Annotated in this window: 12 protein-coding genes; 8 read left to right on the top strand and 4 right to left on the bottom strand. The window is 67.3% G+C overall.

Going from position 1 to position 15,515, the window contains the following annotated elements; genetic code table 11:
- The first annotated feature begins 8 nt into the window (after positions 1-8).
- From pgi to CLM73_RS18635, 4 genes are all read left to right on the top strand, one after another.
- The gene (gene pgi / locus CLM73_RS18650; RefSeq protein WP_105239700.1) at positions 9-1,676 is read left to right on the top strand and encodes a glucose-6-phosphate isomerase; all 1,668 of its coding nucleotides are present in this window, start codon (positions 9-11) and stop codon (positions 1,674-1,676) included.
- A 12-nt stretch (positions 1,677-1,688) separates the two neighbouring features.
- Positions 1,689-2,765 carry a UDP-glucose 4-epimerase GalE gene (gene galE / locus CLM73_RS18645; protein ID WP_105239699.1) on the top strand — a complete coding sequence of 359 codons (1,077 nt, stop codon included), beginning with the start codon at positions 1,689-1,691 and terminating at the stop codon, positions 2,763-2,765.
- 182 nt (positions 2,766-2,947) lie between these two features.
- Positions 2,948-3,895, top strand: coding sequence for a serine O-acetyltransferase EpsC (epsC, locus tag CLM73_RS18640; RefSeq protein ID WP_056563286.1), 948 nt, complete (start codon positions 2,948-2,950; stop codon positions 3,893-3,895).
- Positions 3,896-4,007: 112 nt separating this feature from the next.
- Complete coding sequence (locus CLM73_RS18635; protein ID WP_105239698.1) at positions 4,008-4,826, top strand: NAD-dependent protein deacetylase; 819 nt, start codon at positions 4,008-4,010, stop codon at positions 4,824-4,826.
- A 160-nt stretch (positions 4,827-4,986) separates the two neighbouring features.
- Here the strand turns inward: CLM73_RS18635 and CLM73_RS18630 are convergent, their stop codons facing one another.
- The 3 genes from CLM73_RS18630 to CLM73_RS18620 all read right to left on the bottom strand — a co-directional run bounded on the left by CLM73_RS18630 (position 4,987) and on the right by CLM73_RS18620 (position 8,838).
- Entirely contained in the window at positions 4,987-5,841 is an 855-nt protein-coding gene (locus CLM73_RS18630) for an inositol monophosphatase family protein (protein ID WP_105239697.1), read from the bottom strand.
- A 121-nt stretch (positions 5,842-5,962) separates the two neighbouring features.
- The gene (locus CLM73_RS18625) at positions 5,963-7,432 is read right to left on the bottom strand and encodes an NAD-dependent succinate-semialdehyde dehydrogenase (RefSeq protein ID WP_056566761.1); all 1,470 of its coding nucleotides are present in this window, start codon (positions 7,430-7,432) and stop codon (positions 5,963-5,965) included.
- A 143-nt stretch (positions 7,433-7,575) separates the two neighbouring features.
- Positions 7,576-8,838 carry a 4-aminobutyrate--2-oxoglutarate transaminase gene (locus CLM73_RS18620; RefSeq protein WP_105239696.1) on the bottom strand — a complete coding sequence of 421 codons (1,263 nt, stop codon included), beginning with the start codon at positions 8,836-8,838 and terminating at the stop codon, positions 7,576-7,578.
- 96 nt (positions 8,839-8,934) lie between these two features.
- Here CLM73_RS18620 and CLM73_RS18615 point away from each other — a divergent pair, with 96 nt between their 5' ends.
- Positions 8,935-10,446: a PLP-dependent aminotransferase family protein gene (locus CLM73_RS18615; protein ID WP_418904918.1), complete on the top strand. Its 1,512-nt coding sequence runs from the start codon at positions 8,935-8,937 to the stop codon at positions 10,444-10,446.
- Positions 10,447-10,453: 7 nt separating this feature from the next.
- Here CLM73_RS18615 and CLM73_RS18610 read toward each other — a convergent pair whose 3' ends face one another.
- Positions 10,454-11,368, bottom strand: a complete 915-nt coding sequence (locus CLM73_RS18610; RefSeq protein WP_105239695.1) for a DUF72 domain-containing protein — start codon at positions 11,366-11,368, stop codon at positions 10,454-10,456.
- A gap of 115 nt (positions 11,369-11,483) precedes the next feature.
- Here CLM73_RS18610 and CLM73_RS18605 point away from each other — a divergent pair, with 115 nt between their 5' ends.
- The 3 genes from CLM73_RS18605 (at position 11,484) to CLM73_RS18595 (ending at position 15,500) form a co-directional block, all read left to right on the top strand.
- The gene (locus CLM73_RS18605) at positions 11,484-13,613 is read left to right on the top strand and encodes an ATP-dependent helicase (protein ID WP_105241601.1); all 2,130 of its coding nucleotides are present in this window, start codon (positions 11,484-11,486) and stop codon (positions 13,611-13,613) included.
- Between the two features lie 84 nt (positions 13,614-13,697).
- Positions 13,698-14,708 (top strand): magnesium and cobalt transport protein CorA, encoded by a 1,011-nt coding sequence (locus CLM73_RS18600; protein ID WP_105239694.1) that lies wholly within the window; start codon positions 13,698-13,700, stop codon positions 14,706-14,708.
- Positions 14,709-14,825: 117 nt separating this feature from the next.
- A complete protein-coding gene (locus CLM73_RS18595; protein ID WP_199778168.1) occupies positions 14,826-15,500 on the top strand; it encodes a thermonuclease family protein in 675 nt (224 codons plus the stop codon).
- The last annotated feature ends 15 nt before the right edge of the window (positions 15,501-15,515 follow it).

Genomic DNA, 15,515 nt, shown 5'->3' with positions numbered 1-15,515 from the left:
ATCACGCGATGGGAAAGGCTCAACAGTCGATTGAGGCGTTAAGGGCAGACTCCGGACTGGCAAACAGCCCCGAGTGGGTGGCTTTCGCGCAGGCTGCGCAAAACGCTGAACTGGACGCCAGTGCGCTCAAGGTGATCGAAGCGGCAGGATTGTGCGTGGACTTGACCATGCAACGCCAGTCGGCGTCGCTGGACGGCGCGGGACAGGCGCTCTTGCAGGCGCGCGGATTGGACGAGGCGCGCCGCGCGCTGTTTGCCGGGGAACCGGTCAACTGGACTGAAAACAGGTCGGCATGGCATACCGCGCTGCGCGCCGGGCGTACCCGCGAGCAGCCGGAAGGGCAGGACGCGGATTCCGTTTGCGAGTATTCGCGCATGACCGACTTCGTGCGGCGCGTGGACCAGACGGCAGACTTCTCCACTGTCCTGCATATCGGCATCGGCGGCAGCGACTGGGGGCCGCGCCTGGCGGTGCAGGCCTTCGGCGGACCGTTGCAACGGCGGCAGATCCGCTTCGTGTCCAACATTTGCGGCCACGCCTTCCATGACGCCGTGGCCGGGCTGGACCCGCGCCGCACGCTGGTCGTCATCTCCTCCAAATCCTTCACCACTGCGGAAACGCTGTACAACGCCCGCGCCGCCATCGCCTGGCTCAAGCAGGGTGGCGTGGCCGACGTGTCGGACCATCTGGCGGCCGTGACCGCCAATGCGCCGGCCGCGCGCGCGCTGGGCGTGCCGTCCAGCCAGGTCTTCAAGATGTGCGACTGGGTGGGCGGACGCTATTCCGTCTGGTCGGTGGCCGGCCTGTCGATCGCGCTGACGGTGGGCGTGGACGTGCTGATCGGCATGCGGGCGGGCGCCGAGGCCATGGACCAGCATTTCCTGCAGACGCCGTTCGCGTCCAACGCGCCGGTGCAACTGGCGCTGGCCGGCCTGGTCAATTGCAGCGTGCTGGGATTCAACTCGCTGAACGTGGCGGCCTATAGCGGACGCCTGCTGCACCTGGTGACCTATCTGCAGCAGCTTGAGATGGAATCGCTGGGCAAGCGGGTCGCCGGCGACGGCGCGGCGGTCGGCGTGCCGACGGCGCCCATCATCTGGGGCATGCCGGGCACCGACGGCCAGCACACCTTCTTCCAGTGGCTGCATCAGAGCGAGGAAGGCGCGCCGGTGGACTTCATCGCCAGCCTGCAAGGGCACACGGACAGCCCCGATGCGCATCGCATGCTGCTGGCCAACTGCCTGGCGCAGCGCCAGGCGCTGCTGCGCGGCAAGAGCCTGGAGCAGGCCCTGCTGGACGTCGCCCACATCGACAACCAGGAGCGCGCGCTGACGCTGGCGCAGCACATGGTGCACCCGGGCGGCCGGCCGTCGACGCTGATCGTCCTGCGCCAGCTTGATCCGCGCGGTCTGGGCGCGCTGTTGGCCCTGTATGAGCACAAGGTGTTCGTGCAGAGCGTGGTCTGGGGCATCAACCCCTTCGACCAGTACGGCGTTGAACTGGGCAAGCGGCTTGCCAGCGGCATCGAGCGCGAGCTGGCGGTGCCGGTGTCGGCGGGCGTGGTCGATTGGGGGCATGACGCCTCCACGTCGTACTGGATCGACCGCTACCGCAGCCATGCGCAAGCCCCGCGTCCGCGCCATGCGTGGGTGGCCGGCATGACGGCCCATCTCTGACGGAGCGTGGACATGCCGGACACGCAAGTGTTGGTGACGGGCGGCGCCGGCTACATCGGTACGCATACGCTGGTGGCGATGATCGCCGCCGGCCTGCGGCCGATCGTGCTGGACAACCTCAGTAACGGTAGCCGCGAGGCCGTGCGCCGGGTTGAACAGCTTTGCGGCACGCCCATCCCGCTGATCGAAGGCGACATCCGCTCGCGCGGCCTGGTGGCCGCCGTGCTGGCGGATGCGGCCGCGCGCGGCACGCCGGTTCAGTCCGTGCTGCATCTGGCCGGCTGCAAGGCGGTGGGCGAATCGGTGGCGGACCCGCTCAAGTACTACGACAACAACGTGCAGGGTTCGCTGGTCCTCTTGCGCGCCATGCGCGAGACAGGCGTGTCGCGGCTGGTCTTCAGCTCGTCGGCCACGGTCTACGGCGAGCCGCAGTACCTGCCGTTCACCGAGGCCCATCCGCTGGCGCCGGCCAATCCGTATGGCCGCACCAAGCTGATGGTCGAGGACATGCTGCGGGACGTGTGCGTGGCGGATCCGGCGTTCAGCGCCGTCACGCTGCGCTACTTCAACCCGATCGGCGCGCATCCCAGCGGGCAGATCGGCGAAAGCCCGCGCGACCTGCCGAACAATCTTTTTCCGTTCATCACGCAGGTGGCGGTGGGACGCCAACCATTCCTGCGCGTCTTCGGCGACGACTACGACACGCCGGATGGCACCGGCGTGCGCGACTATCTGCACGTCATGGATCTGGCGCGCGGCCATGTGCAGGCGCTGACGTACGCGGACAGCCATCCCGGCTTCGTGGCGGTCAATCTGGGCACGGGGCAGGGCACCAGCGTCATGGAACTGGTGCGCGCGTTTGAACGGGTCAACGGCTGCACGATCCCGCTGCGCATCCTGCCGCGGCGCGCGGGCGACGTCGAGCGCATGTGGGCCGATCCTGCGTTGGCGGCATCGCTGCTGGGCTGGCGCAGCACGCACGACGTGGAATCCATGTGCGCGGACGGCTGGCGCTGGCAGCAGGGCAACCCGCAAGGGTATGAGGCGGAGCCGGGGTTGGTCTCGGTCTCGGTCTCGGCCGCGGCATAACCCCAACGCCGTGTCGGAGGACTTCCGGCCGATACGCCAGAGCGGTTACAGTTGACGGAATTATTGCGAAGCAGCATTCCCCGGGGCATGGCGCCGGGGGCTTCGCACCGTCAGCGAGGCAAAACCATGTTCGTTATCCAACCTTCCGCCGAACGCGCCGGTTCCCTTTCTGGAGCCCGGCAATGAGCGGCCCCAGCTATTTCCCCACGGCGCACTGGAACCTGGACGGCATCGTGTCCGGCCTGCGCGATGCGCGCGTCGCCTGGCGCGGCCCGCGCGGCCGGCTGCGCGACGACGCCGGCCTGCGTGAGTTCCCTTCGCAGGAAAGCCTGCGCCAGATCGTCAAGGACCTCTGTGGCGCCTTGTTCCCGATGCGCCTGGGTCCCATCGACCTGCGCGAAGAGGTCGAGGATTTCTACGTCGGCCACACCATCGGCGCCGCGCTCGATGCGCTTTTGCACCAGGTCTGTCTGGAGCTGCAATACGAGGGCCGGCATGATGCGGCCCAGCACGCGGACACCCAGCAGCGCGCCACCGAGATCGTGCGCCGCTTTGGCGCCGAGCTGCCGGCCGTGCGCGCCGCGCTCGATCTGGACGTGATGGCCGCCTACCAGGGCGATCCGGCCGCGCACAACGTGGACGAGGTTCTGCTGTGCTATCCGGGCGTCGCGGCCATGATCCATCACCGCCTGGCCAACGTCCTGTACCGCCTGGGCGTGCCGATGCTGGCGCGCATCGTGGCCGAAATCGCCCATGCCGACACCGGCATCGACATCCATCCGGGCGCGACCATCGGCCGCAGCTTCTTCATCGACCACGGCACGGGTGTGGTGATCGGCGAAACCGCCATCATCGGCGACCGCGTGCGGCTCTACCAGATGGTCACGCTGGGCGCCAAGCGTTTCCCGCCGGGCGAAAACGGCGAGCTCAAGAAGGGCCTGGCGCGCCATCCCCTGATTGAGGACGATGTCGTGATCTACGCGGGCGCCACGATCCTGGGCCGCGTCACCATCGGCAAGGGCTCGACCATCGGCGGCAACGTCTGGCTCACGCGCAGTGTGGCGCCGGGCAGCAACGTGACGCAGGCCAGCCTGGTCAGCGACATGCCCGATTGCGGGCTGGGCGGATAAGCGCGGCGGACGCGCGTTCTGATTTACGCGCGGCGGGCCGCGGGGTCTGATTAACGCGCAGCGGGCCGCGCGGCATGATCGCCGCGCGGTTACAGGACGCAAGGAGCGAGGATTGGATACAGCACTTCCGGAGCTGGCCGCGCTGCGCGGCTTTCTCGACCGTCATCCGCGGCTTTTCGTCCTGACCGGGGCCGGGGTCAGCACCGATTCGGGCATCCCCGACTACCGCGATACCGAAGGCGAATGGAAACGCCAGCCGCCCATGACGCTGCAAACGTTCATGGGCGCTGAGCTTTCGCGAGCGCGCTATTGGGCGCGCAGCATGGTGGGCTGGCGCCGCTTTGGTCACGTCAAACCCAACGCGTCGCATCTTGCGCTGGCGCGCCTGCAAGATCGCGGCCACGTCGCCGTGCTGGTGACGCAGAACGTGGACGGCTTGCACGAGGCCGCAGGCAGCCGCGATGTCGTGGACCTGCACGGACGGCTGGATGCCGTGCGCTGCATGAATTGCGATTGGCGCGGCGGCCGCCACGACTGGCAGGAGAAATTGCACGCGCTCAATCCGGACTGGATGCAGCTTGAAGCCAGCGACGCGCCCGATGGCGACGCCGATCTGGACGGCTACGATTTCTCGCGATTTGCAGTGCCGCCGTGCCCGCGCTGCGGCGGCATCGTCAAGCCCGACGTGGTGTTCTTCGGCGAGACCGTGCCGCGCGAGCGCGTGGAGCGCGCCAACGCCGGCCTGGAAAGCGCCGACGCCGTGCTGGTGGCGGGCTCATCCCTGATGGTGTATTCCGGCTACCGATTCGTGACGGCCGCCTCGCGCATGGGCCTGCCGATCGCCGCCATCAACCTTGGACGCACCCGCGCCGACAGTCTGTTGACCCTGAAAGTGGAACAACCCTGCGCGCTGGCGCTGGAAGCGCTTTAGAAAGAAGCGGCGTCGGCCGGTTTTTGACCGGTCTAAGCAAGTGCTTGCCCGGCAACGGTTTTTTCGGCCGGTTACAGACCTTTCCATAGGGTTGTCCACAGGAACTGGGGATAACTCCTAGGGATAACCCCAGTTTTTTAGGGTGATCCCGACGGCGTTGTCAAGCCTCGATGCCTTCCAATGCGTCCCCCAACAGCGCCTTGCGCGCCGCGTGCCAGCTGCCGGCGTCGGGCGCGTAAAGCAGGCCGCCCGTGCGGTGCGTGGGCTTGTAGGGCGAACCATCGAAATGCGCCGCATAGCCGCCCGCTTCCCGGTGCAGCAGCCAGCCTGCGGCGTGGTCCCATGCCGTGAGCTGGTTGTACAGCGCCACATGGCAATGGCCGCCCGCGAGCATGCGGTATTCGTGCGCGGCGCAGCGCAGCGAGGCCGTGCTGCCCAGCCGGGACAGGTTGCCGTTGACGGTGGTGCGCAGCGGCTCGGGCAGGGCGCCGGTGGAGATCAGGCCGTCCATGTCCTGCGGGGGCGCGGGGTTGGCAACGGCAAGCGGCACCCGCTTGCCGTTTTCAAATTCCAGCCAGGCGCCTTCGCCGCGCACGGCCAGCGCGCTATCGCGGCTGACCGGGTCGTAGATCACGCCGGCGATCACGTCGCCGCGATGGCAGGCCGCGATCATCATGCCGAAGAGCGGCAGGCCCGCCACGTAATTGCGCGTGCCGTCGATGGGATCGATCAGGAAGGCGAGGTCGGCATCGACCAGCATGTTCAGCAGGGCGGGATTGCGCGCGGAGGCTTCCTCGCCGATCAGCACGGCGCCGGGATGCAGCTTGGAAAGGCGCGCGGCGATCAGGCGTTCGGCGGCTTCGTCGGCGTCGGTGACCAGATCGCGCGGCGAGCTTTTGCCCCGCACCGCGCCTTCTGGCAAGTTGCGAAACCGCGGCATGACCTCGGTCTGCGCGGTTTCCGCCAGGATGGCCGCCAGCTTGCGGGTGTCCTCAAGGGTGAAAGTTCTGCTCATACGGACTCGTCCAGGGAACGCGCAAATCTAACATGCCTGGATGGTATCCGAGTGAACGTGGCGCACACATCGGCCACGCGGACGACTGGCGCGCGCGGCAGGACGCCGCGCGCGCCGGACTTCATGCGCCGAGGTCGACGCAGAGGTACTTGATCTCCAGGTACTCTTCGATGCCGTACTTGGAGCCTTCGCGGCCCAGGCCGGATTGCTTGACGCCGCCGAAGGGGCCGACTTCGTTGGAGATGAGGCCGGTGTTGATGCCCACGATGCCGTATTCCAGCGCTTCGGACACGCGCCAGATGCGGGCGTAGTCGCGCGTGAAGAAGTAGGCGGCCAGACCGAAGATGGTGTCGTTGGCCATGCCGATGACTTCGTCTTCCGATTCGAAGCGGAACAGCGGCGCGACGGGGCCGAAGGTTTCCTCGCTGGCAAAGCGCATCGATTGCGTCACGTCGCGCACGACGGTCGGTTCGAAGAACGTGCCGCCCTTGGCGTGGGGCTTGCCGCCGGCAATGACCTTGGCGCCGTGGGCCGTGGCGTCGGCGATGTGCTCCTGCACCTTTTCGATGGCGTTCTTGTCGATCAGCGGACCTTGCGTCACGCCGTCTTCAAAGCCGTCGCCGACCTTCATGGCATTGACCTTGGCGACCAGGCGCTTGGCGACTTCCTCGTACACGCCGGCCTGCACGTAGATGCGGTTGGCGCACACGCAGGTCTGGCCCGCGTTGCGGTACTTCGAGGCCAGGATGCCGTCGACCGCGCGGTCCAGGTCGGCGTCGTCGAACACGATGAAGGGCGCGTTGCCGCCCAGTTCGAGCGACAGCTTCTTGATGGTGGGCGCGCATTGCTCCATCAGCGTGCGGCCGACTTCGGTCGAGCCCGTGAAGCTCAGCTTGCGCACCACGTCGCTTTCGCACAGCGCCGCGCCGATGTCGCGCGAGCTGCCCGTGATGACGTGGAACACGCCTGCCGGCACGCCGGCTTCTTCGGCCAGCACGGCCAGCGCCAGCGCGGTCAGCGGCGTCTGCTGGGCGGGCTTGACGACCATGGTGCAGCCGGCGGCCAGGGCCGGGCCGACCTTGCGGGTGATCATCGCGGCGGGGAAGTTCCACGGCGTGATCGCGGCGGTGACGCCGATGGGCTGCTTGAGCGCCATCAGGCGCTGCCCGGCCTTGGGGCTTTGCAGGATGTCGCCGTCGATGCGCTTGGCTTCTTCGGCAAACCATTCCAGGAACGACGCGGCGTAGGCGATTTCGCCCGCGGCTTCGGTGACCGGCTTGCCTTGTTCGGACGTCATGATGGCGGCCAGGTCTTTCTGGTGCTGCATCATCAGCTGCGCCCACTTGAGCAGGATCGCGGCGCGTTCCTTGCCCGTCTTGGCGGCCCACGCGGGCAGCGCGGCCTGGGCGCTGGCGATGGCCTGCTCGGTTTCCTTGCGGCCCAGCTTGGGCACCGACACGATGGTCTTGCCGGTGGACGGATTGTCGACGGGGATCGATGCGCCTTCGCCGGCGCCGACCCACTTGCCGTCGATGTAGCAGGCGTCGCGCAACAGGTCGGGACGGGCGAGGGGATGGGACAGTGCTGTCATGTTGGAAGTCTCCTTGATGGGTGCGGCGGGCCAAGCGATTGCGGGCGTGGCAGGCGTGCGGCCTGTTCATCAAGCCGCCTGCCTGCTACGCCCGCAATCGTTGTTCCTGCCAGCCGAATAACCGGTTGTTCAGGGCCTTTGCCTCAAGCGGCAAGCGCCTCGGACAGGATGTCCAGCGCGCGTGCGAACTGGGCGTCGGGAATGGTCAAGGGATACAGGAAGCGCAGGACGTTTCCGTATACACCGCAGCTTAGCAAAATCAGGCCGGCGTCGAGCGCACGCTGCTGCACGCGCTTGACCGCTTCGGCGTCGGGCTTGCCGGCCGCGTCGTTCAGTTCCAGCGCGACCATCGAGCCCAGGCCGCGCACGTCGGCGATGCCCGGAACCTTGGCGCGTAGGCCTTCCAGGTGCGCGCGCAGCTTTTCGCCCAGTTGGGCGGCGCGTTCGCACAGCTTCTCTTCAGCGATGACGTCCAGCACGGCGTGCGCCGCGGCCACAGCCAGCGGGTTGCCGGCGTACGTGCCGCCCAGGCCGCCGGCAGCGGGGCCGTCCATGACGTCGGCGCGGCCGACGATGCCCGAGATCGGGAAGCCGCCGCCCAGGCTCTTGGCCATGGTGATGATGTCGGCCTGCACATTGTGGTGTTCCATCGCGAACAGCTTGCCGGTGCGGCCAAAGCCCGTCTGGACTTCGTCGGCGATCAGCAGGATGCCGTGCTCGTCGCAGACCTTGCGCAGTGCGGTCATCAGTTCGGGCGGCGTGATGTTGAAGCCGCCTTCGCCCTGCACGGGTTCAATGATGATCGCCGCGACGCGCTTGGGATCGATGTCGACCTTGAACAGCAGGTCCAGCGCCTTGAGCGAATCGGCCACGCTGATGGCCTGCGTGGCGTTGGGGAACGGGACGTGATAGATGTCGCCCGGCATGGGGCCGAACGACAGCTTGTAGGGGGCGACCTTGCCGGTCAGCGCCATGCCCAGCATCGTGCGGCCATGGAACGAACCCGAGAAGGCGATGACGCCCGAGCGGCCGGTGGACGAGCGCGCGATCTTCACGGCGTTCTCGACGGCTTCGACGCCGGTCGTGAAGAAGGCGGTCTTTTTCAGGCCGTCGATGGGGGCGAGACGGTTGATGCGCTCGGCCAGCGAGATGTAGCCTTCGTACGGCACGATCTGATAGGCCGTGTGCGTGAAGTTGTCGAGCTGCGCGGCGACCGCGGCCTTGACCTTCGGGTGCAGGTGGCCCGTGTTCAGGACGGCAATGCCGCCTGCGAAGTCGATGTATTCCTTGCCTTCGGCATCCCACAGCGTGGCGTTTTCCGCGCGCACGGCGTAGAAGTCGCACATGACGCCGACGCCGCGCGGCGTGGCCAGGGAACGGCGGGTATTCAGATCCTGATTCTTCATCTCGGTCTCGATGAGAGTGATGGGCGGTAAAGCACTTATTTAATGCTACGATGGCCCCACTTGTGGGAACCACTTTAATAAATCAGGTAGAACCAATTGCGGTCCATCGTCGGTGACTTGCTGCTGCTGCGCCTGGCCGATGGCGCCAGCGAGCCCATGAACAAGCGGCTCTACCGCGGCATCCGCGAAGCGATCCTGGATGGATCCATTGCCGCGGACTCGCGCCTGCCCGCCACGCGCGACCTGGCGGCCGAGCTGGGCATTGCCCGCAACACCGTCGTCCACGTCTACAGCCAGCTGCTGGCCGAGGGCTACACCCGCAGCCGGCAGGGCAACGGCACTTTCGTCAATGCCTCGGTGCCGGACTCGTATCTGGCCAGCGGCCGCCGCGCGCGTCAGGCGCAGCAGGCGTCCTCGCGTCCGGCCCTGTCGCCGCGCGGCGCGGCCATCGTGGATGGCGTGTCGGCCTCGCCGTACCAGTGGGGCGCGTTCATGCCGGGGGTGCCCGACCTGACCGAGTTCCCGCACAAGAAGTTCGGCCGCATCTTCAGCGCGCTGTGGCGCAACCCCGCGCCGGACCTGCTGACGTATTCCTATGGCGGCGGCCTGCCGGCGCTACGCGAGGCGCTGGCGCAGCATCTGGCGCTGACGCGGTCCATCGACTGCGACCCGGAGCAGATCATCATCACCGAGGGCTCCCACCAGGCCATCGACCTGACCACCCGTATCCTGGGCGAGGCGGGCGAAACGGCATGGGTCGAAGATCCGGGCTACTGGGGCGCGCGCACCATCTTGCGGGCGAACGGTCTGCGCACGGTGCATCTGCCGGTGGACGAAGAAGGCATGCGGGTGCCGGACACGGTGGACACGCCGCCGCGGTTTATCTTCGTCACGCCGTCGCATCAATATCCGCTGGGACCCGTGATGTCGCTGGCGCGCCGGCGGCAATTGCTGGCGGTGGCGCGGCAATGCGGCAGCTGGATCATCGAAGACGACTACGACAGCGAGTTCCGCTTTTCCGGGCGCCCGATCGCGTCGCTGCTGGGCCTGGAGTCCGACGCGCCGGTGATCTACATGGGGACCTTCAGCAAGACGCTGTATCCGGGTCTGCGCGTGGGCTATCTGGTGCTGCCCAAGCCGCTGACGGCGGCCTTTCAAGCGGCGCACGCGGAGCTGTACCGCGAGGGGCACCTGATGACCCACGCGGCGCTGGCCACGTTCATATCCGAAGGCCATTACGCGGCGCACATCCGCCGCATGCGCATGCTGTACGGCCGCCGCCGCGCCATGCTGGTCAACCTGATCGAGCGCCGGCTGGGTCCGGACTGGCTGCATCGCGATGCGAGCATGGCGGGGTTGCATCTGGTGCTGACATTGCCGGCGGACATGGACGACCTGCGCGTCGTTGAGGTGGCGCGCAGCAAGGGCGTGCTGACGCGCGCGCTGTCGCGCTACTACGTCAACGAGGAAGGGCGCCGGCCCGGGCTGCTGCTGGGTTACGCGTGCGTGCCGGAGCACGACATCGCGCGCAAGTTTGAAGTGCTGCTGGAGAGCCTGGCCGAGGTGGCGCGGCCGGCGGTGAAGACTGCCGCGAAGGTGGGTGTCTGACACCCATTCACATGCCCGGCAATTGCAGCGCCGACGCGAAGGCCGCCGCGTTGCGCATGCCCTGGTCTTCGAAGTTGGTGTTGAACACCGCGTGCGCCTGCCCCGATTGCGAGGCCAGCCTCGTGAAGCGCGCGACCAGTTCGGCCAGTTCCGCTTCCGAATATTCGTACTGAAACCGTCCCGACGACGCCGGGCCCGACGCATTCCACTTGGCTGCATTGCGCCCGTGCAGGCGCAGCAGCGTCAGGTCGGGATGGGTGCTTTCCCAGACCGCGGGCACGGTGTTCTCAAAACCCTGCGGCGCGTCGACAACCGTGTGCACCACGCCCAGATCCCGTTCGAAGGCCAGCGTGTCCGCGGTGGCCGCCGGGGTTTCAAACCAGCTGCGGTGGCGGAATTCCACCGACACCAGATGCTCCTCCATCCGCCGCGCGCAATCTGCCACGCGCGCCATGCCGCGGGCGTCGCGCCGTACCCAGGGCGGAAACTGGAAATGCACCGCGCCCAGCTTGCCCGGCATCCGCAGCGGCTCGATGGCAAGCTGGTAGCGCCGCCAGAGCTCGTCGCGCAGGTCGGCAGGCATGCGGTCGTGATAAATGATGGGTTCGGGCCAATCCGCCAGTTCGCGCCGGATGTCGCCGGGCAGGGCAGTGAGCGGCGTCTGATGGCCGGTGAACAGCCGGAACGCCTTGATGTTGAAGACGAAATCATCCGGCGTGCGGGTGGACCACAGGTAGGCGTTGTCCGGCGTGGGCATCGCGTAGAAGCTGGAATCGACCTCGGCCAGCGAAAAGTGCGAGGCATAGAACCGCAAGCGGGATTCGGCGCTGCGCGCATCGGGCGGATAGAAGCGGCCGCAGGCCAGCAGGGTGGGGTCGGTCCAGGAGGCGGTGCCGGTCAGGATGCGGGGAAAATCGGTCATGGCGCCGGGGCGTTCAGACGAAAGGTCAAAAATTCTGTATAAATATACAGTGTTCACCCGGAGCCAGCCCTGGCTCCTTCCTTTTTTTGCGGCCGCAGCGCTGCGGCTCCGCGACATGCCAGACCAAGATCAAACTCCCAGCACGCCCGACAACCACCAGCCCACCGCCCGTCCGGCCGAGCGGCCCGATCCGCTGGCCGACTTGAATCCCGCGCAGCGCGAGGCGGCCGAATTCGGCGTGGCCGGCGCGCCCGGCGACGACGGCCCGCTGCTGGTGATTGCGGGCGCGGGGTCCGGCAAGACCAATACGCTCGCGCATCGCGTGGCGCATCTGATCCTGAACGGGGCGGACCCGCAGCGCATGCTGCTGCTGACGTTTTCGCGCCGCGCCGCGCTGGAAATGGAGCGGCGCGTGGGGTCGGTGCTGCAGCGGGTGATGAACCTGCGTTCGTCGCAGCAGGCGCCGTCGCTGCCGTGGGCGGGCACCTTCCATGCGATTGGCGCGCGCCTCTTGCGCGATTGCGCGCTGCGCATCGGCCTGTCCGAGGCCTTCACCATCCACGACCGCGGCGACGCCGAGGACCTGATGGGCATGGTGCGCCATGAGCTGGGCCTGTCCTCCACCAAATCGCGCTTTCCGCTCAAGGGAACGTGCCTGGCGATCTATTCGCGCGTGGTGAACAGCCAGACGCCGGTGGGCGACGTGCTCAAGACGTCGTTCCCGTGGTGCGCCCAATGGGAGGACGAGCTCAAGAACCTGTTCCGTGCGTATGTCGCGGCCAAGCAGGACCAGCAAGTGCTGGACTACGACGATCTGCTGCTCTATTGGTCCGAAATGATGTCGGACGCGGAGATCGCGGCGGATGTGGGCGCGCGCTTCGATCACGTGCTGGTGGACGAATACCAGGACACCAACCGGCTGCAATCGGCCATCCTGCTGGCCATGAAACCCGACGGGCGCGGCCTCACGGTGGTGGGCGACGATGCGCAATCCATCTACTCGTTCCGCGCGGCCACGGTGCGCAACATCCTGGACTTTCCCAACCTGTTTCCCGCGCCCGCGCGCGTGATCACGCTGGATCGCAACTACCGGTCCTCGCAACCCATCCTGACCGCCTCCAACGCTGTGATCGCGCAGGCGACCGAACGCTATGCCAAGGACCTGTGGACGGACCGCAAGTCCTCGCAGTTGCCCGAACTGGTCACGGTCAGCGACGAAGCCGGCCAGGCGCGATGGGTGGCCGACCAGGTGCTGGCGCAGCGCGAGGGCGGCGCGACGCTCAAGTCGCAGGCGGCGCTGTTTCGCACCGCCAGCCACAGCGCCGCGCTGGAACTGGAGCTGACCCGCCGCAACATCCCCTTCGTCAAATTCGGCGGGTTGCGTTTTCTGGAGGCCGCGCACGTCAAGGATCTGCTGTCGATCCTGCGCTGGGCCGAGAACCCGCGTGGCCGCATGGCGGGTTTCCGCGTCGCGCAGTTGATGCCGGGCATCGGCCCGGCCACGGCGGGCAAGCTGATGGACGCCATGTCCGCGTCCGCCGAGCCGCTGCGCACGCTGCGCGAATTCAAGCCGGGCGCGGCAGCCCAGGAAGAGTGGGGCGCCTTTGCCGACACGTACGCCGCGCTGTGCGACCCCACGCTGAAGTGGCCGGCCGATGTGGACCTGGCGCTGCGCTGGTACAGCGGCCAGCTCGAACGCCTGTACGACGATGCGCGCGTGCGCAAGACGGATTTGGACCAGCTGGTGCGCATCGCCTCGGGCTATCCGACGCGCGAGCGCTTCCTGACCGAGCTGACGCTGGATCCGCCCGACGCCACCAGCGACGAATCGGGCGCGCCGTTGCGCGACGAGGACTACATGATCCTGTCCACGATTCATTCCGCGAAGGGGCAGGAGTGGAAGGCGGTCTACGTGCTGAACGTGGTGGACGGCTGCATTCCGTCCGACATGAGCACCGGCACGGCCGAAGAGATCGAGGAAGAACGCCGGCTGCTGTACGTGGCCATGACGCGCGCGAAGGAACGGCTGCAGCTCGTCGTGCCGCAGCGCTTCTACGTGCATCAGCAGACGGGCATGGGCGACCGGCATGTGTACGGGTCGCGCACGCGGTTCATCACCAACGCCATGCTGCCGCTCTTTGACCATCTGCCCAAGCTGCCCGACCTGCCGCCCGGACGGGCCGAGCTGCGGGAGCCGCAGGCGCCGCGCATCGACGTGGCCAAGCGGGTGCGCAACCTCTTCTGAGGGGGCGGTCCGCCCGCGGGCTGGGCTATCATCGGCCGATAAACACAAGCTGTGCGGCAGGGATCGATTTGTCCGAGGATGTCTATGTCTACTGAAGTGCAAGCCGCCGATGCGCCCAAAGGCGAGGTCGTGGCATCGATCGCCTACGTGAACGGACGGCGGGACCGCGAGGTCCCCATCGAAGAGGCCGGCCAGTATGTTGCCCAGCGCCAAAACCAGAGCATGTTGTGGATCGGGCTGCGCAATCCCAATCCGGAGACGCTGGCCAAGGTGGCGCGAGAATTGGGCGCGTGCGACAAGAATCAGGAAGAGATGCTGGAAACGCACCGGCGGCCGAAGATCATCGACTACGGCAACATGATTCTCATCGTCGCCGTGACGGTGGAAGTCGAAGCCGAGCGTCCCATCTTCGGCGAGACGCAGTTCCTGATCGGCGACGGTTTCCTGGTCACGGTGCGGCGCGGCGCCACCGCCGGGCACAGCCCGCTGCGTGAACGGTTGGAAGCTTCGCCCGACCTGCTCAAGCGCGGCAGCGATTACGTGGCGTCCGAGCTGCTGGACTGGCTGGTGGATCGTTATGTGGCGGCGGCCGTCAAGATCGAAAGCGTTGTCGAAGGCGCCGAACAGAAGCTGCTGATCCGCGGCGCCAAGGACTCGGATATCCGCAGGCTGTACCGGCAGCGCCGCGACCTGCTGCGCATTCATACCGTCGTGTCGCCGCTGGCCGAGATCTGCCGCCGGCTGGCGCGCGTCGAGATGTCCGCGGTCGACGAGCATGCGCGGCCTTACTTCGGAGAAGTGGCGGATCGCGTGCTGCGCGTGGATGAACTTTTCAATTCGCTGCGCGAGTCGCTGGCCTTCGCTTTTGAAGCCAGCCTGATGATCGGGCAGGCCGCGCAGAACGACACCACCCGCAAACTGGCCTCCTGGGCGGCCATCCTGGCCGTCCCCACCGCGATCGCCGGCATCTATGGGATGAACTTCGAGTTCATGCCGGAACTGAAATCTCCATGGGGCTATCCGGTCACGCTGGGCGTCATCGCGTCGGTGTGTTCGGTGCTGTATTGGCGGTTCCGGAAGTCGGGCTGGTTGTAAGGGGCGGGGCTGGAGTTTGACGCGGTATGCCTAGGGTGTCAGACACCTGCACGCCGGCATATGCGGCGAGCTTCCTTGTGGCAAACTCGCTTTCGTTTTCCCTCTGGAGTCCCGCCGGTGCGTGGCAAATCTCCCTTTCGTGGCGGCAGCAAGCTGACCGCCCTTGTCGTTGCCCTGGTTCTGGCGGCGGCGGGTGCCATCGTGAACTGGCTTTCCCCGCAGGATTCGGCGCCGCAGCGCTCGGGGCCGACGGCAGGCGGCACGCCCTCGGCGCCGGCGGGTGGCAAACCGTCGGCCGTGGCGCCCGCGGGTGGCGTGCCGCCGGGAAGCTACACGCTGACGGGCACGATCGTGAACGTGGCGGACGGCGATACCGTGACGCTGCGGGCGCCGGACGGGCAGCGGCGCATCCGGATGGACAGCATCGACGCGCCGGAAGAGGGCCATGGCACGGATCAGCCCGGCCAGCCTGACGCCGAGGCCGCGCGCAAGCACCTGGCGGGTCTGGTGGCCGGCAAGACGCTCACCGCGCAGTGCTACGAGCAGGATCAATACGGCCGCGATGTCTGCGCGCTGATCCTGGACGATGGCCGCTCAGCCAACCGCGTGCAGGTGGAGGCCGGCTACGCCTGGGCCTACACGGCCCGCAAGGGCGATTACCTGCGCGACAAGGCCATGCCGGACCTGCAGCGCCAGGCCAAGGCAGCTGGCCGAGGGCTGTGGGCGCGCCCGGATCCCATGCAGCCCTGGAAATGGCGCTACGACTGCTGGCGGCAGCGCCAGTGCGGCTGATCGGCGCCATTGCGG

The organism is Achromobacter spanius (genome assembly GCF_002966795.1).
Classification (GTDB): Bacteria; Pseudomonadota; Gammaproteobacteria; order Burkholderiales; family Burkholderiaceae_B; genus Achromobacter; species Achromobacter spanius_D.
Note: the sequence above shows the minus strand (reverse complement) of the source record. Positions and strands in the feature narration are given on the sequence as shown.

Bases quoted from the DNA above. Each gene is read 5' to 3' on its own strand.
- pgi (WP_105239700.1), top strand. From the start codon at position 9: ATGGGAAAGGCTCAACAGTCGATTGAGGCGTTAAGGGCAGACTCCGGA.
- galE (WP_105239699.1), top strand. From the start codon at position 1,689: ATGCCGGACACGCAAGTGTTGGTGACGGGCGGCGCCGGCTACATCGGT.
- epsC (WP_056563286.1), top strand. From the start codon at position 2,948: ATGAGCGGCCCCAGCTATTTCCCCACGGCGCACTGGAACCTGGACGGC.
- CLM73_RS18630 (WP_105239697.1), bottom strand. From the start codon at position 5,841: ATGAGCAGAACTTTCACCCTTGAGGACACCCGCAAGCTGGCGGCCATC.
- CLM73_RS18625 (WP_056566761.1), bottom strand. From the start codon at position 7,432: ATGACAGCACTGTCCCATCCCCTCGCCCGTCCCGACCTGTTGCGCGAC.
- CLM73_RS18620 (WP_105239696.1), bottom strand. From the start codon at position 8,838: ATGAAGAATCAGGATCTGAATACCCGCCGTTCCCTGGCCACGCCGCGC.
- CLM73_RS18610 (WP_105239695.1), bottom strand. From the start codon at position 11,368: ATGACCGATTTTCCCCGCATCCTGACCGGCACCGCCTCCTGGACCGAC.
- CLM73_RS18605 (WP_105241601.1), top strand. From the start codon at position 11,484: ATGCCAGACCAAGATCAAACTCCCAGCACGCCCGACAACCACCAGCCC.
- CLM73_RS18600 (WP_105239694.1), top strand. From the start codon at position 13,698: ATGTCTACTGAAGTGCAAGCCGCCGATGCGCCCAAAGGCGAGGTCGTG.